The sequence below is a fragment of the Deltaproteobacteria bacterium genome (genome assembly GCA_029210625.1).
In the GTDB taxonomy this organism is placed as follows: domain Bacteria; phylum Myxococcota; class Myxococcia; order SLRQ01; family SLRQ01; genus JARGFU01.
The window spans coordinates 104,085-122,962 of the sequence record JARGFU010000004.1 but is presented as its reverse complement, the minus strand read 5'-3'; the positions used below and the strand labels follow the sequence as shown (position 1 = coordinate 122,962).

The 18,878-nt window shown below is 72.1% G+C and carries 16 protein-coding genes; 8 read left to right on the top strand and 8 right to left on the bottom strand.

Features of this window, described 5'->3' with window-relative positions; all coding sequences use genetic code 11:
* Positions 1 to 133 precede the first annotated feature (133 nt).
* The 6 genes from P1V51_05205 to P1V51_05180 are packed head-to-tail and all read right to left on the bottom strand — an operon-like array spanning position 134 to position 4,584.
* The gene (locus P1V51_05205; protein MDF1562419.1) at positions 134 to 1,105 is read right to left on the bottom strand and encodes a hypothetical protein; all 972 of its coding nucleotides are present in this window, start codon (positions 1,103 to 1,105) and stop codon (positions 134 to 136) included.
* A gap of 12 nt (positions 1,106 to 1,117) precedes the next feature.
* Positions 1,118 to 1,948, bottom strand: a complete 831-nt coding sequence (locus tag P1V51_05200; protein MDF1562418.1) for a site-specific DNA-methyltransferase — start codon at positions 1,946 to 1,948, stop codon at positions 1,118 to 1,120.
* Between the two features lie 2 nt (positions 1,949 to 1,950).
* Positions 1,951 to 2,625, bottom strand: a complete 675-nt coding sequence (gene purQ / locus P1V51_05195) for a phosphoribosylformylglycinamidine synthase subunit PurQ (GenBank protein MDF1562417.1) — start codon at positions 2,623 to 2,625, stop codon at positions 1,951 to 1,953.
* 5 nt (positions 2,626 to 2,630) lie between these two features.
* Positions 2,631 to 2,876: a phosphoribosylformylglycinamidine synthase subunit PurS gene (gene purS, locus P1V51_05190; protein ID MDF1562416.1), complete on the bottom strand. Its 246-nt coding sequence runs from the start codon at positions 2,874 to 2,876 to the stop codon at positions 2,631 to 2,633.
* A 44-nt stretch (positions 2,877 to 2,920) separates the two neighbouring features.
* Entirely contained in the window at positions 2,921 to 3,805 is an 885-nt protein-coding gene (locus tag P1V51_05185; GenBank protein MDF1562415.1) for a hypothetical protein, read from the bottom strand.
* Between the two features lie 32 nt (positions 3,806 to 3,837).
* On the bottom strand, positions 3,838 to 4,584 hold the full coding sequence (locus tag P1V51_05180; GenBank protein MDF1562414.1) for a hypothetical protein: 747 nt from the start codon (positions 4,582 to 4,584) through the stop codon (positions 3,838 to 3,840).
* 96 nt (positions 4,585 to 4,680) lie between these two features.
* Here P1V51_05180 and purL point away from each other — a divergent pair, with 96 nt between their 5' ends.
* The gene (gene purL, locus P1V51_05175; protein MDF1562413.1) at positions 4,681 to 6,981 is read left to right on the top strand and encodes a phosphoribosylformylglycinamidine synthase subunit PurL; all 2,301 of its coding nucleotides are present in this window, start codon (positions 4,681 to 4,683) and stop codon (positions 6,979 to 6,981) included.
* A gap of 9 nt (positions 6,982 to 6,990) precedes the next feature.
* Here purL and P1V51_05170 read toward each other — a convergent pair whose 3' ends face one another.
* Positions 6,991 to 7,749 carry a patatin-like phospholipase family protein gene (locus tag P1V51_05170; protein MDF1562412.1) on the bottom strand — a complete coding sequence of 253 codons (759 nt, stop codon included), beginning with the start codon at positions 7,747 to 7,749 and terminating at the stop codon, positions 6,991 to 6,993.
* 141 nt (positions 7,750 to 7,890) lie between these two features.
* Between P1V51_05170 and P1V51_05165 the strand changes: the two genes are divergently transcribed.
* A complete protein-coding gene (locus P1V51_05165; GenBank protein MDF1562411.1) occupies positions 7,891 to 8,631 on the top strand; it encodes a DUF4476 domain-containing protein in 741 nt (246 codons plus the stop codon).
* 9 nt (positions 8,632 to 8,640) lie between these two features.
* On the opposite strand, the gene P1V51_05160 is transcribed toward P1V51_05165, so the two are convergent.
* A complete protein-coding gene (locus P1V51_05160; protein ID MDF1562410.1) occupies positions 8,641 to 10,074 on the bottom strand; it encodes a hypothetical protein in 1,434 nt (477 codons plus the stop codon).
* 222 nt (positions 10,075 to 10,296) lie between these two features.
* Between P1V51_05160 and P1V51_05155 the strand changes: the two genes are divergently transcribed.
* The 6 genes from P1V51_05155 (at position 10,297) to P1V51_05130 (ending at position 18,738) form a co-directional block, all read left to right on the top strand.
* Complete coding sequence (locus P1V51_05155) at positions 10,297 to 12,024, top strand: beta-propeller domain-containing protein (protein ID MDF1562409.1); 1,728 nt, start codon at positions 10,297 to 10,299, stop codon at positions 12,022 to 12,024.
* 112 nt (positions 12,025 to 12,136) lie between these two features.
* The gene (rpsA, locus tag P1V51_05150; GenBank protein MDF1562408.1) at positions 12,137 to 13,543 is read left to right on the top strand and encodes a 30S ribosomal protein S1; all 1,407 of its coding nucleotides are present in this window, start codon (positions 12,137 to 12,139) and stop codon (positions 13,541 to 13,543) included.
* 18 nt (positions 13,544 to 13,561) lie between these two features.
* A complete protein-coding gene (gene purF / locus P1V51_05145; GenBank protein MDF1562407.1) occupies positions 13,562 to 15,043 on the top strand; it encodes an amidophosphoribosyltransferase in 1,482 nt (493 codons plus the stop codon).
* Entirely contained in the window at positions 15,040 to 15,870 is an 831-nt protein-coding gene (locus tag P1V51_05140; GenBank protein ID MDF1562406.1) for a hypothetical protein, read from the top strand. Before purF ends, P1V51_05140 begins: the two co-directional genes overlap by 4 nt.
* Positions 15,871 to 15,873: 3 nt before the next feature.
* Positions 15,874 to 17,526, top strand: coding sequence for a glucose-6-phosphate isomerase (locus P1V51_05135; GenBank protein MDF1562405.1), 1,653 nt, complete (start codon positions 15,874 to 15,876; stop codon positions 17,524 to 17,526).
* Positions 17,527 to 18,738 (top strand): hypothetical protein, encoded by a 1,212-nt coding sequence (locus P1V51_05130; GenBank protein ID MDF1562404.1) that lies wholly within the window; start codon positions 17,527 to 17,529, stop codon positions 18,736 to 18,738.
* Positions 18,739 to 18,878 lie beyond the last annotated feature (140 nt).

The window sequence follows — 18,878 nt, the reverse complement described above, 5'->3', positions numbered from 1 at the left end:
GTCAGCTATCAGCTATCAGCCTGGTCGAAGCAGGTGCGCAACTTCCGGCAGGCGATTCCAGTGGCCGTCAGTCGAGGAGCTCGGCGCCGGCACGGCAGAGCTGAAAGCTGATAGCTGACAGCTCGCAGCCCGCTCACTTCGCCCAGCGGACCGCCTCCTTCCAGGACTGGGTCGCCCGCCCGTCCACCTCGAAGACCGGCACGCTGGCCACGGAGTAGCCGAGCTTCTCCAGCTCGTCGACGGCGAAGCCACCGCGGTCGACCCGCTTCTCCACGAAGTCGACCCCCTTCTGCTTGAGGTGCCGCCGCACCCGGCCGCAGTAGTAGGACTCGTCGCAGTAGAGGAAGACCTTGCCGGCGTCGAGGGCGCTGCGCTCGACCTTCGGCTCGTCGCCGCCGCGCCGGCCGAGGAGCTCCTCGAAGCCGGGCGGGACCTCCGGGGGAGTGCGCCCCGGCTTCGCGCCCGCCTTCTTGCGATCCCGGGCGATGGCCTTGCTGGCGGCCTCCTGCTTGCCCTGCAGGGCCCGCTCCTCCTGGGCCAGGGCCGCGAGCTTCTTCTGCTCGCCCTCGGTGGCGACCTCCGCCCGCCGGGCGAGGGTCCTGGCCTCGCCCTTCTGCTCGGCGGTGGCGCCCTCGAGGCCCTCCACCCGGGTGGCGGCGGCCTTCACCGTCTCCCATTCGGCGTCGGCGGCGGCGAGGCGCGCGCGCCACAGCACGATCTTCGGATCGTCGGGCCGCGCCTCCTCCAGGGCGGCGAGGTGGACGCCGGCCTCGTCGAGGCTGTTCGCCTCCAGGGCGGCCTGCAGGCAGATCAGGCGCGCGTCCGCCCGCCCCGGATCGTGGCCCAGCGCCTTCTTGCCCAGCTGCAGGGCGAAGACGGCGTCCTCCACCTCGAGGAGGAGCTCCGCGCCGCGCAGGAGCAAATCGGCGTACTGCTTCTTCTCCGCCGCTCCTTCCGGGGGCGCGTCCTCGAGGGCGAAGAAGGCCTCCTCGGCCCGGCCGGTCCCGAGGGCCACCTCGGCGGCCTTCACGGCGGCCGGCGAGGCGAAGAGCGCGCCGGGCAGGAGGAGCGAGAGGGCGACGAGCGACGAGAGGGCGGTCCGCATGACCCCTGAAGTCTACCCGGCGGTCAGGTGCTCCGAAAGGCGCGTCCGCATCACCTCGTGGGCCTCGGGGTTCTGGTCCACCAGCACGAAGCGCCGATCGTTGCGCGCGCAGGCCTCCCCGAAGGAGCCGCTGCCGGCGAAGAAGTCGAGGCAGAGCTCCCCCGGCCGCGAGTGCACCTTCACGATCCGCTCCAGGATGCCCAGGGGCTTCTGGTTGGGGTAGCCGGTGCGCTCCTTGCCGGTGGGGCTGACGATCGTGTGCCACCAGACGTCGGTGGGGGTCTTGCCCCGGGCGGCCTTCTCCTTCCCCACCAGGCCCGGGGCCATGTAGGGGATGCGGTCCATCGCCTCGTGGTCGAAGCAGTAGCGCTCCGGGTGCTTCGTGTACCAGAGGATCGAGTCGTGCTTGCGCGACCAGCGCTTCTTGCTGCGGGCGCCGTAGTCGTAGGCCCAGATGATCTCGTTCTGGAAGCAGTCCCGGCCGAAGACGCGATCGAGGAGCACCTTCACGTAGTGCACCTCGCGGTCGTCGAGGTGAACGAAGAGGGCGCCCTCGGGGGCGAGCACCCGGTGGGCCTCGCGCAGGCGGGGCTCGAGGAAGGCGAGGTAGTCCTCGTGGACGTCGTCGTAGCCGCGCTCCTCGCCCGCGACCTCGGTGCGGTAGCGCGCGCCGCCGAAGCCCTGGCGATCCCCCTCCGGGTCGCGGACGGTCTTCAGCCGCCGCTGCCGCTGCCGCTTGCCGGTGTTGAAGGGCGGGTCGACGTAGACGAGATCGAAGCGGCCCGCTGGCTGCTCCGCGAGGAAGGCCAGGCACTCGGCGAGGTGGAGCTCGCCGGACGCCATCTTCAGGCCGCGCTCTCCAGGTGGGTGAGGGCCGCCCGGAAGAGGGCCGCGCCGTCGGTGCTGCCCAGCGCCCCCTCCGCCGAGCGCTCGGGGTGGGGCATCAGCCCGACCACGTTGCCGCTCGCGTTGCAGATGCCGGCGATGCCGTTCATCGAGCCGTTGGGGTTCTCGAGGTAGCGGAAGACCACCTGGCCCTCGCCCTCGAGGCGCTCGAGCCCCGGCGGGTCGATGACGAAGTTCCCCTCGTTGTGGGCGATGGGCATCATCAGCTCGGTGCCGGCGGCGAGCCCCCGGGTGAAGGAGGTGTCGCCGCGCTCGACCCGCACCGTCACGTCCTTGCAGACGAAGGTGAGCTGCTCGTTGCGCATCAGGGCGCCCGGCAGCAGGCGCGACTCGCACAGGACCTGGAAGCCGTTGCAGATCCCCAGCACCGGGCCGCCCCGCTTCGCGAAGCGGACGACCTCGTCCATCACCGGGGAGAGGTGGGCGAGCGCGCCGGCGCGCAGGTAGTCGCCGTAGGAGAAGCCGCCCGGGAGGATCACGGCGTCGACGCCGTGGAGGTCGGGCTCCTTGTGCCAGAGCATCCGGGTCTTCGCGCCCGCGACCGCCTCGACGACGTGGGCCACGTCGTGGTCGCAGTTGCTGCCCGGGAAGACGACGATGCCGAAGGTGCTCATGGCCTTCAGTCCTCGCCGAGCTCGATGCGGTAGTCCTCGATCACCGTGTTGGCGAGGAGCTTCTCGCACATCTCGACGAGGCGCTCGCGGGCCTCGGCCTCGCTCTTGGCCTCGAGCTCGAGGTTCACCGTGCGGCCGAGCCGCACCTCGCTGACCTCGTCGAAGCCCAGCCGGCCGAGGGCCTGGCCCACGGCCTTGCCCTGGGGATCGAGGACACCTTCCTTGAGGGAGACGTGAACGGTGGCGCGCATGGCGCCCTCATGCCACGCCCAACCCCCGCTTTCAACCGGGGCGCCTAGGCGCGCCGGCGGCGGTGGCCGAAGAGCGGGAGGAGGAAGAGCAGCCCCAGCGCCCAGAGGGGCGCCGCCGCCGGGCTCCGATCGGCCCCGCAGCCGCAGCCCGAACGCTCGTAGGGGATGGAGCCGCCGCCGCCGGAGGGCGGGCCGCCCCCGCCTCCCCCGTCGCTGGTCGTGCCGCCGTCGCTGGTGCCGCCGTCGGTGCTCGTGCCCCCCTGGCCGAGGGCCGTGGTGGGGCAGAGGCCCCCGCCGGGGAACTCCAGGTAGGTGGGGTCGAGGGTGCCGCCGTCGCCGCCGCCGCTGCCGCCGTCGGTGCTGCAGGTGAGGCCGCCGGGGGGCAGGACCCGGCCCTGGAAGAGGAGGGAGGGATCGGCCGAGGGCGAGCGCAGCCAGTCGGTGGCGTTGTAGCCGGTGGTCTGGACCCGCTGGAGGGCCTGCCCCGAGAGGATGCCGTCCGCGGGGGCGCCGAAGCCGGAGTTGTCCCCGGTGAACTGGCCGTAGGCGACGCAGTCGAGGAGGCCCGAGCCGTCCACCAGGCAGAGCCGGCCGCTCTCGGGGGAGAGCGCGGCGCACTCCGCCAGGAAGTCGGGGGCGAGGGAGATCGCGTCCTCCAGGCCAGCGCCGCCCACCAGGACGTAGCCGTTCGCGACCGGGGAGGGCCCCTCGAAGCGCAGGTAGCAGCCCTGGGAGGCGCCGCTCGAGTCCTCCACCACCAGGGCCAGGCCGTCGAGGGAGCAGGCGTCGCTCACCCGCAGCACGACGTAGTCGGCGTCGCCCACGTCCGGGGAGCCCGGGGAGAGCTCCCAGAGCATCACCGAGGACTGCGCCAGGGCGAGGGAGGGGAGGAGGGCCGCGAGCAGCCCGAGGACCTGAAGCCTTCGCATGGCTTCATTCTACGGCCGGCGCCCGGCAGTGCCTACTTCGGGATGCCGCGGGCGGCGAGGACCTCGTCGGTGATGATCAGGAGGTTGTTCGGAAAGACCAGGGGGACGTGCACGTGCACGCGGGTCTCGCCCCCCATCGACAGCATCGCGTCGCCCTCCTGGCGGAAGCGCATGTCGACCTCGATCGACTTCACCCCGAAGGGCGTCTTGGCCGGGTGCACGTCCACCGCGACCAGATCGAGGGTCTCCTCGTCGATCCAGAGGGTGCCCTCGAGGTGCCGGGGGGTCTTCTCCCTTCCCTCGATCTTCAGGGCGATGCAGTCGTGGCCGGCCTTCTTGCGCCGCCCGATCATCGAGACCCGGTAGTTCTCCGGGGCGCTCGAGTGCAGGAGGGGGTGGCGGGGCTCCTTCCCGCCGCGATCGGTGTAGTCGGAGGGGTCCTTCTTCTCCCCGTCCTCCCAGTACTCGAGGACCTCGATCTGTCGGGGGGCGAAGTAGAAGTCCCGCACGATCACCTTGATCTTCGAGTGGGAGCGCAGCTCGAGGGTCTCGGAGTGGCGGCGCGCCACGCGCTGCCACATCGTGGTCTCGGTGCCGGCGTAGCGCTCGAACATCGGCGCGTGCCGCTCCCGCGCCCGCCGGTAGAAGGCGTCGGCGTCGGGCAGGGGGGGCCTCGTCGCGGGCGCCTCGGCCTCGGCCGCGGGCGCCGGCTTCTCCTCGGCCCTCGCCGGGCCGATCACCAGCAGGGCCGCCAGGGCCACCATCGGGAAGGGACGCATCGCCGCTCACCCTAGAACAGCCACCCCTGGCTTCGAAAGGGGAGGGTGGCCGCCCTGGCCTTGTCCTGTCCGCGGCGCGCGGGCATGGTGCGCGCCATGCCCGCCTCCAGCACCCCGAAGGCCCTCCCCACCGACCCGCCGATCGACGACGCGCTGGCCTACGCCCACGGCCTCACCGAGGCCGAGTGGGAGAACGCCCGGGCGATCCTGGGCCGGCTGCCCACCTACACCGAGCTGGGGATCTTCTCGGTGATGTGGTCCGAGCACTGCTCCTACAAGAGCAGCCGCGTGCACCTGAAGCGCCTGCCCACGGAAGGGCCGCAGGTGCTCCAGGGGCCGGGCGAGAACGCCGGCATCGTGGACATCGGCGACGGCTGGGCCGTCTGCTTCAAGATGGAGAGCCACAACCACCCCTCCTACATCGAGCCCTACCAGGGCGCGGCGACCGGGGTCGGCGGCATCCTGCGCGACGTCTTCACCATGGGCGCCCGGCCGGTGGCGAACCTCGACTCCCTGCGCTTCGGACGCCCCGATCATCCGAAGACCCCTCACCTCGTCTCCGGGGTGGTCGCGGGCATCGGCGGCTACGGCAACTGCATGGGCGTGCCCACCGTCGGGGGCGAGGTGGCCTTCGACGCCTCCTACGACGGCAACTGCCTGGTCAACGCCTTCACCGCCGGTTTCCTGCGGGCCGACCGCATCTTCCGCGGCTACGCCGCCGGGCCGGGCAACCCCGTGCTCTACGTCGGCGCCAAGACTGGCCGCGACGGCATCCACGGCGCCACCATGGCCTCCGAGTCCTTCGACGAGGAGAGCGAGTCGAAGCGCCCCACCGTGCAGGTGGGCGACCCCTTCACCGAGAAGCTGCTGCTGGAGGCCTGCCTCGAGCTCTTCGCCACCGACTGCATCGTCGGCATCCAGGACATGGGCGCCGCGGGGCTCACCAGCTCGAGCTTCGAGATGGCCGGGCGCGCCGGCACCGGCCTGCGCCTCGACCTCGATCGGGTGCCGCAGCGCGAGGAGAAGATGACCCCCTACGAGCTGATGCTCTCCGAGTCCCAGGAGCGGATGCTCATGGTGGCCAAGAAGGGGAAGGAGGACGAGGTCCGCCGCATCTTCGAGAAGTGGGACCTCGACGCCGAGGTCGTCGGCGAGGTCACCGACACAGGAAGGGTCGAGGTGATCTTCCACGGCGAGGTCGTGGCCGACCTGCCGGCGGCGCCGCTGGCGGACGAGGCGCCGAGGTACGATCGGCCCCAGGCCCGGCCGGCCTGGCTCGACGAGCGCTGGGCCTTCGATCCCGCCAGCCTCCCGCCCCTCGAGGACGCCGGCGAGGTGCTCCTGCGCCTCCTCCACACCCCCGACCAGGCCTCCAAGCGCTGGGTCTACGAGCAGTACGATCACATGGTCCGCCTCGGCGGGCAGATCCGGCCCGGGGAGGGGGACGCCGCCCTCTTCCGGATCGTCGAGGCCGACAAGTCCATCGCCCTCTCGGTGGACTGCAACTCCCGGCTGACCTACCTCGACCCCGAGGAGGGCGGGCGGCAGGCCGTCGCCGAGGCCGCCCGCAACGTCTCCTGCGTCGGGGCGAAGCCGCTCGCCATCACCGACTGCCTGAACTTCGGCAACCCCGAGAAGCCCGAGGTGATGTGGCAGTTCGCCCGGGCGGTGGACGGCATCGCCGACGCCTGCCGGGTGCTCGACACGCCGGTCACCGGCGGCAACGTCAGCCTCTACAACGAGACCGAGGGCGAGGGCATCTTCCCCACGCCGACCATCGGAATGGTCGGGCTCCTCCCCGAGGGCGTCGAGGGCGTGGGCGCCCAGCTGCGAGGCCCGGGCCGCTCGATCCTCCTGCTCGGCCCCTTCGTCGGCGGGCTCGGCGGCAGCTTCTTCCTCCACCACGTCCACGGGCAGACCGCCGGCCGGCCCCTGCCCATCGACCTCGAGCTCGAGGCGCGGCTGCAGGCGCTGGTCCGCCAGCTCATCGCCGACGGCCTCATCGAGACCGCCCACGACTGCAGCGAGGGGGGCCTGGCCGTCGCGCTCGCCGAGCTCTGCCTCTCCGGGCGCAACGCCGCGGTGCGCGGCGAGGAGGGCGAGTTCGACGAGGACCTCGTCGGCCTCTCGGTGCGCCTGCCGGGCGCCACCTCGGGGCTCGCCTCCCTCCTCTTCGGCGAGGCGCCCTCCCGGATCCTCGTCGCCGGCCTCTCCGAGCACCAGGCCTCGATCGAGGCCGCCGCGGCCCAGGCCGGGGTGCCCTTCCTCTCCCTCGGCGAGTCGCAGGCCGGCGCCTTCACCCTCGCGGTCGGCGGCGAGACGGTGATCGAGCTGCCGGTCTGGCTCCTCGAGGAGGTCCACGGCAGTGGCTTCGCCCACGGGCTCGGCCTCGACTAGGAGGGTCGCCTAGACCTGGACGATCGGCTCGAAGGGCCGATCGAGCGCGCGCTCGGTCGCCGCGCGGGCGCGCGAGATCGCCTCGGGGCCCTCCTCGAGCCGGAAGGGTCCGAGGCGGGGCAGGCCCTCGATGACCAGGGCGCAGCGGTTCTCGCCGGTGGGCACGTCCATCGACCTGCTGCCCTTGCGCCGCCAGGGGGAGCGCGAGGCGAGGTGGTGGAAGAGGGTGCGCTCATCGGGCGCCAGCGCCGCCGCGCCCGAGCGCTCGCGTACGCCTCCGTCCCAGAGCAGCAGGCCCTCGCGGCGCACCGGCTGGAAGAGGAAGGGCACGGCGCAGGAGGCGTGGACCGCGGAGGGCAGGTCGCCCGAGTCGATCACCGTCATGCCCTCGGTGAAGGGCCGCACGGTGGTGACCGCCAGCGGGACCTCCAGGCCCTCGAAGTCGGGCGCCGAGAGGGTCTCCTCCAGCAGGCGGCGGAAGCGCCGGCCGCGCAGCAGCCCCAGGCCCAGGGAGGGATCCCAGAAGTCCTGGCGGCGCAGGGAGAGCAGGGTCTCCTCCACCTTCGAGAGGGGGGTCCCGCTGGCCCAGGCCGCGCTGATGATCGCGCCGGCGCTCACCCCCACCAGGCGCCGGGGCTTCAGGTCCCGGGCGGCCAGGGCCTGCACCATGCCGAGGTGGGCGAAGAAGCCGAAGAAGCCCGAGCCGAGGGCCAGGGTGAAGGGCTCGGCGGCGAGGGCCTCGGCCAGGGTGGGGGAGGTGCGGTTCATGTGGGCTGGGTGAATACCCCGGAAGGGGGGGCGTCTGCGAGCAAGAGACGCGGGATCGGGCCGCCTCCTCCGCCAGCCGGGTCTCTGCTATTCCAGGAACACCTCGAGGTCACCCCGCTCCCTCCAATCAGGAGAACCACCATGAAGTCCCTGCAGTCACTTCGCCCCCTCGCCCTCCTCGCGGCCCTGACGATCGGCCCGGCCCTGGCCCAGACCGAGAGCGTTCGCATCGACATGGGTGCGGGCGGCATGTCGATGAGCGTCACCACCTCCGGCGAGAGCGCCGACGTGACGATGCGGACCATCGAGGGCTACGGTGACGCGGTGATCATCGACCGGGCCCGGCTGCTGACCACCCTCGGCGACCTCAACGAGGAGCTCGCCCGCCTGCAGGGCGTCACCGCCGGCGGCGACCGGAACGCCTGCCGCCGGGCCTCCGGTGATCTGAGCGCGCTGCGCAGCTCGATCCGCCTGCTCATCGACGACCTGCGCGCCGCCCCCGGGATCGACACCCGCGGCCCCGTCGCGGCCCCGCCGCCGCCGATGCCGGCGCCCGAGCCCCTGCCGCCGCCGGTGCCCGCCGGCCCGATCGCGATGGACGGCCCGCAGTTCCACGAGATCCTCGCGGCCGTGCGCGCCGAGGACTTCGAGAGCGGCAAGCTCGACGTGCTGCGCGACGCCACCGATCACGCCTGGTACACCGTGGCCCAGGTCAAGCAGGTCCTCGACGTCTTCTCCTTCGGCTCGGGCAAGCTCAAGGCCCTGGAGATCATGGCCCCGCAGATCGTGGACCTGGAGAACAAGTTCAAGATCTACGGCGCCTTCACCTTCGACTCGGACAAGAAGAAGGCGAAGAAGATCTTGAGCGCGGTGACGCGCTAGACGAATCGATCAGCGAGGCGGCGAAGCCGCGACGAGCGCCTCCTCGAGGCGCCGCACGGCGTCCGCGCCGAAGAAGGCCCGCTTCGACTCCCCGAGCCCCGCCTCGAGCGCCTCGGGGGTCTCGAGGTAGCCGAGGTAGCCGTCGGCCAGGCTCACCACCCGGGCCTGGCCGCCCCGGCGGTCGGCGGCCTCCCGGGCCCAGCGGGCGCCCAGGGGAGAGACCACCTCGCCGGGGACCAGGAGCAGGTCGAGGGGGCCGAGCTCCAGGACCGAGACCGTCGCCCGATCCGGCACCTGGGTCATCAGGAGGTTGCTGGTGATCCCCTCGAGGCCGGTGGGCGCGAAGCCCCGGGCGCTCGGGCCGGGCAGGGCGAGGGTCGCGCGGGTGTGGGCGAGCCGCTCCACCGGCTGGCCCTCGCTGGCCTCCAGGGCGCGCACCGCCTCGGCGACGGCCGCGCCGAGGGCTCGCATCTTCTCCTCCCGGGGAGCGTCCGCCTCGACCCCGGGCACCTCGCCGTGGGTGACCTCGCCCTGGCTGCCCTGGAGGAGCAGGGTCGTGCCCTCCAGGGCCGCCGCCAGGGCCCCGGGCCACTCGGCCGAGAGCCGGCGGTCGGTGTGCCCGAGGACCGTCGGGTGGCAGGCGAAGACCACCACCCGCGCCAATACCTCTCGAGCGGGGGAGCGTCCGCTCCCCCGAGCCCCCGGCTCCAGCGAGGTTTCTCCCGGGACCGCTTCCGCTTCGCCGGCTGGGCGCCGCCTTCGCTCGCTTCCGCCCTCGGGAGCGTCTTCTGCCAAGTGGCTGGCACTTATCCGGCGGAGGGTGAGGAGGGTGAGGCGGCGGTCGGGGGCGCGGCCCTCGACCCGGCTGCGGCAGAGCTCGGGGCCCTCGCCCTCCCGGAGGGTGAGCTCGACCTCCTCGAGCTTGCCCCGGGCGGCGCGCAGGGCGGTGCCCGCGGCGTCGGCGATGGCCTGCTCGAGCTCGGGGTCGTGGCTGCCGAGGCCCCCGAAGCGCGCGACCAGGTTGTCCCAGTAGCCCCCCGGGGCTCCGTGGGTGTGGGTCGCGGTGACGATCACCCGGTCGATGCCCGCCCCCTGGGCGTCGGAGGCGATCCGGGCGGCCAGGGTGTCGGGGATCAGCAGGAGGTCGAGGGAGACCAGGGCCAGATCCAGCGAGCCGGCCGAGAAGACGAGGGCCCGGGCCTTCACCGGATCGAGGACCTCGGTGAAGGCGCCGTCCCGGCGGGCGAAGCCGCCGAGGGGCACCGGGTGGTCCGGGGTGAAGTCCACGCTCGCCACCCCCGCGCGCAGGCGGCTCCGGCTCTCCACCCGCTCCAGGACCGGTGGCGTGTCGGGGACCTCCCCCCGCCAGTCGAGGGAGCCCACCAGGTAGGCGAAGAGGAGGAGGCCGGCGCCGAGGCCGAGGCGGCGGGGGAGGGACTTCATCGTCGAAGGCTGTCAGCTATCAGCTATCAGCCCTCAGCTACAGCCCCGTGAGCAGCTCGGGAATTCGTGGTCCCGGAGGGCGGGTATGACACAGTTGTCACCAGGTATCGCGACATACGGTCTGTAAGTACATGTATTTGTTGTTAGCCAGATCTGGATCGGTGTTTGCTCTCTCCGCTGACCCGAGTGACAACGATGTCCCATGGGACCAGGAGGAAGACCATGAAGTCCACGACGATCCGGCTGCTCACCCCGCTCCTCGCGAGCCTCTTCGCCCTCACCACGGGCTGTGCCGACGCGAAGTCCGGCGTCAACGATACCGGCGTCGCCCGGGATACCCCCTCCGAGGGGGAGGAGCCCCGGGGCACCCGCCCGATCAAGGAGATCCTGGAGTCGGATCTCTACCGGCTCGTGGCGGATCAGCTCTACGTCTACAACGAGACCGCCGGGATCTACGCCCTCGACCTCTCCGATCCCCAGGTGCCGATGATCCGCGCCCACCAGGAGATCTTCGGGCCGGCCGGCGAGCTCTACGCCCACGACGGAAAGCTCGTGGTGGTCCTCGAGCAGGCCAGCATCGGCTGCATCGCCCCCGAGGGGATGCCCGCCTCGTACCAGGGCAGCGAGATCGTGGTGCTCAGCGACCGCGGTGACGCGCTCGAGGTCGAGAGCCGGACCTGCCTGGCCGGCCGCCTCACCGACACCCGCCTGCGGGGCGACGTCCTCTACGCCGTCACCGGCGAGAGCGACCGCGACCGCACCTTCGCCTTCTCACTGGACCTCGCCGACCCCCGCGAGCCGCGGCTGGCCGGCCAGGTGGAGCTGCCCGGCGAGAGCCGCGAGATCTTCCTGAACGACCAGGTCCTCTACGTCGCCCGCGCCACCGCCCCCGAGAACGACTCGGGCTGGGCCCCCGAGACCCTCGTGACCTTCATCGACATCTCCCGCCTCGACGGCCAGATCCGCGAGCGGGGCTCGGTGCGCCTCCCCGGCAGCCCCCAGGGCCGCTTCCACATGGACGCCCACCAGCAGACCTTCCGCATCGTCACCTTCGACGAGTCCGCCTGGTCCAGCAGCCTGCACGTCATCGACGCCAGCCGCCCCGACCACCTCCAGGTCGTCGGCACTCTCGAGGGCCTCGCCGAGGGCGAGAACCTCCACGCCACCCGCTTCGTGGGCGAGCGCGCCTACGTCGTCACCTGGCAGCAGGTCGATCCCCTCTGGGTCATCGACCTCTCCGACCCCACCCGCCCGAGCATCATGGGCGAGCTGGAGATCCCGGGCTGGTCCGACTTCATCTTCCCCCGCGAGGGTGGCCGCCTGCTGACCGTGGGACGCGGCCCCTCGATGGGCATCGCCGTCTCCCTCTTCGACGTGACCGAGCCCTCGCGGCCCGCCCAGCTCGCGACCGTCGAGTTCGGAGACGGCGCGAGCCAGTCCGAGGCCATCGGCGACTTCCGCGGCGCCCAGATCCTGGAGCAGGGCGCGCTGGGAGAGGGCTCCCTGCCCCTCATCGCCATCCCCACCGCCACCGAGACCTACGTCGAGGGCAGCGGGGACTGGGCCTGCCTGCCGGCCCTCCACCTGGTCGACCTCAACGGGGACCAGCTGCGGGTGCGCGGCTCCGTCGTGGCCGAGGGCGCCATCCGCCGCAGCTTCGCCGCGGGCGGGCAGCTGCTGGCCCTCACCGACCTCGAGCTGCGCAGCCTCGACGTCAGCGACCGCGACCAGCCCCGGACCACCGCCAGCGTCGCCCTCGGCAACGAGGAGACCGCCCGCTACGCCTGCGAGTGGACCGACGAGCGGGTCTGGGGCGGCATGTGGATGGGCGACGACATGGTGATGGCCTGCTCCGCCGACGCCACCTCGACCTCCGGCCCCGGCGCCGCCCTGGCGCTGGCCCTGATCTTCGGAGCCATCGGCCTCCTGCGCCCGCGGCGCCGCCGCTAGGTCCGACCCGTCTCCACCGGCCCGCTTCAGGGCCACCACGCCGGGGGTGCCACCATTGGGGGTGGTACCCCCGGCACCTTTTTCGGCCCGTCGTGATAGGAGTGCGGGCCTCATGAGCGATCACGAAGAGAGCTTCGAAGCCCTGCTCGAACAGTCCCTCGCCGAGCGGCCCATCGGCCGGCAACCCCGCCTGGGAGAGAAGATCACCGGCATGGTGGTCTCCATCTCCTCCGAGTGGGTGATCGTCGATCTCGGCGCCAAGACCGAGGGGGTCATCGAGGCCGCCGAGCTGATGGACGACGAGGGCCAGCTCACGGTGAAGGTCGGCGACGAGCTCGACGCCTTCGTCTCGGCGGTCGACGACGGCGTGCGCCTCTCCCGGCGGGTGCGACCCGAGTCCGGCTCGGACGAGGCCCTGCGGCAGATCTTCGAGGCGGGCCTGCCGGTGGAGGGCGTGGTCACCGGCGTGAACAAGGGCGGCCTCGAGGTGAAGGTCGCTGGCAAGCGGGCCTTCTGCCAGATCAGCCAGATCCAGCTCGACTACTGCGAGGACCCTTCCGTCTACGTGGGCCAGAAGCTCGAGTTCAGGATCCTCAAGATGAGCGGCCGCGACATCCTGGTCTCGCGCCGGGTGCTGCTCGAGGCCGAGCGGGCCGAGGCCGCGGCCGGCCTCTGGGAGCGCCTCGAGCCCGGACAGATCCTCGAGGGCGAGGTCAGCCGCATCGCCGCCTTCGGCGCCTTCGTGAACCTCGGCGGGGTCGACGGCCTGATCCACGTCTCCGAGCTCTCCCACGAGCGCATCGAAGATCCCGGCAGCCTGCTGAAGGTGGGCCAGGCGGTGAAGGTGCAGGTCGTCACCGTCGACCGCGAGGCCGAGCGCATCGGGCTCTCGCTCAAGGCCCTCGAGGCCGACCCCTGGGACAGCGTCGTCGAGCAGCTGCCGCCCGGGCTCGAGCTGCAGGGCACGGTCACCCGCCTCCAGCCCTTCGGGGCCTTCGTCGCCCTCGGCGGCGGCATGGAGGGGCTGGTGCACGTCTCCGAGCTCTCCGACCGGCGGATCAACCACCCCAAGGAGGTGGTCGAGGAGGGGCAGCGGGTCGACGTGCGGGTCATCGAGGTCGACCCCGAGCGCCGGCGCATCGCGCTCTCCATGCGCGAGGCGAGGCAGGCGCCCGGCGCCCTGCCGCGGGTGGGGGACACCTTCACCGCCGTGGTCGACCGCATCGAGTCCTACGGCCTGCTGGTGAAGTTCGCCGGCCACCGCGGGCTGGTCCCCGGCAAGGAGCTGCCCGGCGACCGCTCCTCGAAGCGCTCCCTCGAGGAGGTCTACCCGGTGGGCGCCGAGCTGGAGGTCGCGGTCATCGAGGTCGACGAGAGCAAGGGGCGGATCCGGCTCTCGGTGAACGAGCTCGAGCGCGCCAAGGATCGCGCCGAGTGGCAGACCTTCCAGCAGAAGCAGGGCGGCGGCTCCTTCGGCACCTCGCTGGGGGATCTGCTGGCGAAGCGCGGGAAGAAGTAGGAACATGAGGGCTTCGGTATGAGCGACCACGGCAAGCCAGTCGACGTGCGTGAGCGGGGCCCGAGCGAGAACTGGGACGAGGGCGCCGCCTTCCGCGATCGCTGCGGCGTCTTCGGCGTCTTCGGCAACCCCGAGGCCTCGAAGCTCACCTACCTGGGCATCCACGCCCTCCAGCACCGGGGGCAGGAGTCCGCCGGCATCGTCGCCGCGAGCAACGGCCAGATCCTGGGCCACCGGGGGATGGGCCTGGTCGCCGACGTCTTCAGCGCCGAGACCCTCGACCGGCTCAAGGGCGAGGCGGCGATCGGGCACGTGCGCTACAGCACGGCGGGCGAGTCGCAGCTGAAGAACGCCCAGCCCTTCATGGTGGACTACTCCGGCGGCGCGCTGGCGGTGGCCCACAACGGCAACCTGGTCAACGCCCGGAAGCTGCGGCGGGACCTGGAGACCCAGGGCTCGATCTTCCAGTCGACCATGGACACCGAGGTGCTGATGCACCTCATCGCCCGCTCCCGGGCCGGCAGCCTGGAGGAGCGTGTCGAGGAGGCCCTGCGGCAGGTCGAGGGGGCCTACTCCCTCCTCTTCCTCTCCCGGGAGGTCCTCATCGGCGCCCGCGACCCCCTCGGCTTCCGGCCCCTCGTGCTCGGCCGGGTGGGGGGCACTTACGTCCTGGCCAGCGAGACCTGCGCCCTCGACCTGATCGAGGCCGAGCTGATCCGCGAGGTGCAGCCCGGCGAGATCGTGGTCATCGACAGGGGGGGGCTGCGCTCGATCCGGCCCGACCACCTGCGGGCGACGCGCAAGGGCCACTGCATCTTCGAGCTGGTCTACTTCTCCCGGCCCGACTCCATGATCTTCGGCCGCAGCGTCTGGCAGGCCCGCAAGGCCATGGGCCGCAGCCTCGCCCGCGAGCACCCCGTCGAGGCGGACCTGGTCATCCCGGTCCCCGACTCGGGGGTCCCGGCGGCGATCGGCTACAGCGAGGAGTCGGGGGTGCCCTTCGACCTGGGGCTGGTCCGCTCCCACTACGTCGGCCGCACCTTCATCGAGCCGGCGCAGTCGATCCGCAACTTCGGGGTGAAGCTCAAGCTCTCCCCGGTGCGCGCCGCCCTCGCCGGCAAGCGGGTGGTGGTCGTGGACGACTCGGTGGTGCGGGGCACCACCAGCCGGAAGATCGTCGCGATGCTGCGGAACGCCGGCGCCCGCGAGGTGCACCTGCGCATCGCCAGCCCGCCGACGACCGATCCCTGCTACTTCGGCATCGACACCCCGACCAAGCAGGAGCTGATCGCCGCCTCCCACAGCGTGGAGGAGATCGCCCGCTACGTCACCGCCGACACCCTCGGCTACCTCTCCCAGCAGGGGCTGCACGAGGCGGCGCAGGACTCGGGTGAGATGTACTGCGACGGCTGCTTCACCGGGAACTACCTCATCGACCACGAGGAGCCCGAGTCCGGGGGCGAGCGGCTGCGTCTGGTTCGAGAAGGGAGAGAAGCATGAGCGATCTCGTCGACCTCCTCCTGAAGTCCGGGGACCTCGAGTTCGACCAGATCGAGAGCGCGAGGGGCCAGCAGCAGCTCCACGGCGGCCGGGTGGAGCACATCCTGATCGAGACCCGGATGATCCCCGAGCGGACCCTGGTGGCCGCCATCGCCCGCGTGACCCAGCTGCCGGTGGCCAACCTCGACAAGGCGAACCCCGACGGCACCGCCCTGGCGCGCCTGCCGGACGCCTTCTGCTGGGAGAACATCTGCTTCCCCACCGAGTACGACGAGCACAGCCGGACGGTGACGGTGGCCGTCACCGATCCCACCGACATCATCTTCATCGACGGACTGATCCGGCAGTGCGGCTGCCGGGTGAAGACCCTGGTGGCCGGCGTGGAGGAGATCCGGCGGGCCATCCGGCGGCACTACCGCGGGGAGTGGATCCCCGAGGGTGACCTCGAGACCGATCCCTCGATGGGCCAGGCCTCCGGCGACGAGTTCAAGATCACCGACATGTCGGGCAACACGGTGATGACCAGCCTGAAGGACCTGAAGGCGCAGCACGACGCGCAGGTCGCCGCGCAGGGAGGCGGACCCCCGGGGCCGCCCCTGCCCGGCCCGCCGCAGCGGCCGCCGCCGCCCGTCGCCGACTTCGGCTCGGCCTCCACCAGCATCGACGATCTCTTCGCCATCCGGGCGCTCTCGCCGGCCGAGCGGGAGCGGGTGGAGAAGGTGCAGGGCAACGTCGAGAAGAGTCAGATCATCCTGCGGGCCATCATGGAGCTCCTCGAGGAGAAGGGCTACGTGAGGCGCGACGAGATCACGCAGCGCACGAGGTAGGCGATGACGGTCACGGTCGAGGTGGAGGGGCTGCCGACCCTGGGGTCGGTGCTGGGGACCTTGCGCTCGAAGCGGGCGCTCGAGCGCGTCTGGGGGCGCGACAGCACCCTCTGGAAGGAGGGCGATCCTGCGGCCAAGGCCTCGATCGACAGCCGGCTGGGCTGGCTCGACGCGCCGGCCGGGTTCTCGGAGAGGATGGGCGAGCTCGCCGAGGTCACCGCCCGCCTCCTCGAGGGGGTCGATCGGGTGGTGCTCCTGGGGATGGGCGGCTCGTCCCTCTGCCCGGAGGTGCTCGCCCGCAGCTTCGGTCATCAAGCGCAGGGGAAGCCGCTCCACGTCCTCGACAGCACCGACCCGGACGCCATCGCGGCGCTCCTCGAGCAGATCGATCCGGCGCGCACGCGCTTCCTGGTCGCCTCGAAGTCCGGCGGCACCATCGAGACCCTCTCCCTCTACCGCTTCTTCCTCGAGCGCGTCGGGAAGGGTGAGGCCTTCGTGGCCATCACCGATCCCGGCTCGCAGCTCGAGGGGTGGGCGCGGGAGGAGGGCTTCGCCGCGACCCTGCTGAACCCCGCCGACATCGGCGGGCGCTTCTCGGCCCTCTCGCACTTCGGCCTCCTGCCGGCCGCGCTCCTCGGCCTCCCCCTCGACGCGCTGCTGGCCGGCGCCCGAGCGCAGGCCGAGGCCGACGGCCCCGGCGTCGATCCCGAGGAGAGCCCCGCCGCCCGCCTCGCCGCCGCGATGGCCGCGGCCGTCGCCGAGGGGAGGGACAAGCTCACCCTCCTGACCGAGGAGCCGCTGACGAGCCTCGGCGCGTGGATCGAGCAGCTCGTCGCCGAGTCCACCGGCAAGGAGGGCAAGGGCGTCGTCCCCGTCGACCTCGAGCCGGCGGGCCTCCCCCGGGGCGACGATCGCCTCTACGTCCACCTCGACGTGGGCACGACCCGCCGCGCTGCCCTGGAGGGCGTGCCCGAGGGCGCGCCCCTGCTGCGGATCCACCTGCCCGAGCTCGAGTCGATCGGGGGCGCCTTCTTCCTCTGGGAGATGGCCACGGCCCTGACCGGGGCGCTCCTCGAGGTGAACCCCTTCGACGAGCCGAACGTGAAGGAGGCCAAGAGCCGCACCGGCGAGCTCCTCGAGGTCTTCGAGGCCGAGGGGGCGCTGCCGGCGAGCCGGACCGAGCACCTCGTCGAGGGCCTGCGCCTGGACGCCGACGCCGCCTTCGAGCCCGGCGAGGTCACGACCGTCGATCAGGTCCTCGCCGCTCACCTCGAGCGGGGCAAGGCGGGCGACTACCTCTGCCTCCAGGCCTTCCTGCCCATGCGCGAGGAGACCGAGGCCGCCCTCGCTCGCCTGCGCGCGCGGCTGGCCCGGCGCTCGGGGCTCGCCACCACCTCGGGCTTCGGCCCGCGCTTCCTCCACTCCTCCGGGCAGCTCCACAAGGGCGGCCCCGACACCGGGCTCTTCCTCCAGCTCACCCACACCCCCGCGGCGAGCTTCGCGGTGCCCGGCGCCGCCTACGACTTCGGCACCCTCTTCGCGGCCCAGGCGCGGGGCGACTTCCAGGCGCTGGCCGACCGCGGGAAGCGGGTGTTGCGCATCGACCTCGGTGAGGGTGACCTGGTCCAGGCACTCGACGGGCTCCTGGCGGGTTAGGTGCAGCGGGCGGCTCTCCACCTGGTGGTGCTGCTCCTCGCGCTCGCGCTCGTGCCGGGCGCGAGCCAGGCCGCGCCGGCAGAGGGTGAGGCTGCAGGGGAGGCGAAGGCGCCCTCCTGGAAGACGAGCCGCAAGAGCGCCTTGAACTTCGAGCTGGGCTTCGACTCGAACGCCCGGCGGGCGTCCTCCGACACGGCCACGCTCCTGCTCTCGCCGGATCTGATGGCCTACCTCTTCGGCTCGAGTGAGTGGGCGATGGCCCGGCCCGGTCACCTGCTGCGCGCCGAGCTGGAGATCGGCGGCAAGCTCTTCTGGCTGACGCCGGCGGAGAACATGCTCGCCGGCCGGCTGCGCCTCTCTCACGACCACCTGCTCTCCCGCCGCACGGTTCTGGCGGTGAGCGGCAGCTACCAGGACAAGCTGCAGCGCGGAGACGATCCCGACGACGTCCTCGGCACCGAGCTGGCCTGCACCACCCAGGGCTCGATCGCCACCGAGACCACCCGCTGCAACGCCCGGGACTACCGGGCCGCCAACCTGGAGGCCGGCCTCGACCTGCGCGCCAGCGAGGCCGTCAGCTCGAGCTGGCGGCTCGGCGCCATGGCCTTGGACTACAAGCCCAGCCGGCAGTTCTCCTTCCTCGCGCCGCGCACCTCCCTCGACCTGCGCTGGCGGATCTCCCTGCGCCACGCCCTGGCGGCCCACGCCGATCTGGCCTACCGGCTCTACCACCCCGACTCGGTGACCTGGCAGCTGGTGCCCTCGGGCTCGGGCACCGTGGTGCTGGCCGACCCCGACACCCCGCGCCGGGAGTGGGCGCCCACCCTGCGCCTGGGCTGGAGCTACCGCAGCCGGGTGATGGTCTCGGTGAACGGCGCCGTCTCCCGCACCTTCAACAACAGCTACGGCCTCGACGCCTGGCGCCTGCGCCTCGACGCCTCCCTGGCCTGGAACCTCCGGCCGGGCACCAACCTGGTGCTCAACGTGGCGGTGCAGAGCTCCCACTACCCCGAGGGGAACGTCCTGCGGGGGCTCTCCCTCCAGGGGGACGAGTCCGAGCAGCAGAACGCCCTCACCCTGCGCTTCTCCCAGATGCTGGGGAAGACCTTCTCCCTGGTCTTCAAGGCCCAGCTCTACGCCAACGAGCTCTCCGGCGAGGTCCTCCCCTTCCGCCGCCTCCTCCTCCAGGCCGGCCTGGCCTCTCGCTTCTAGAGCGATCCGACGGATTTTCGTGATCCCGATGCCTCCCACCTTTCCCGACCCCTCGAAGAAAACCTCCGGATCCCGGGGGCTTGAAGCCCATGCCGCTAGCGCGGCCGGCCGGTACGGCGCTTGCTATCTAGAGACGAGGT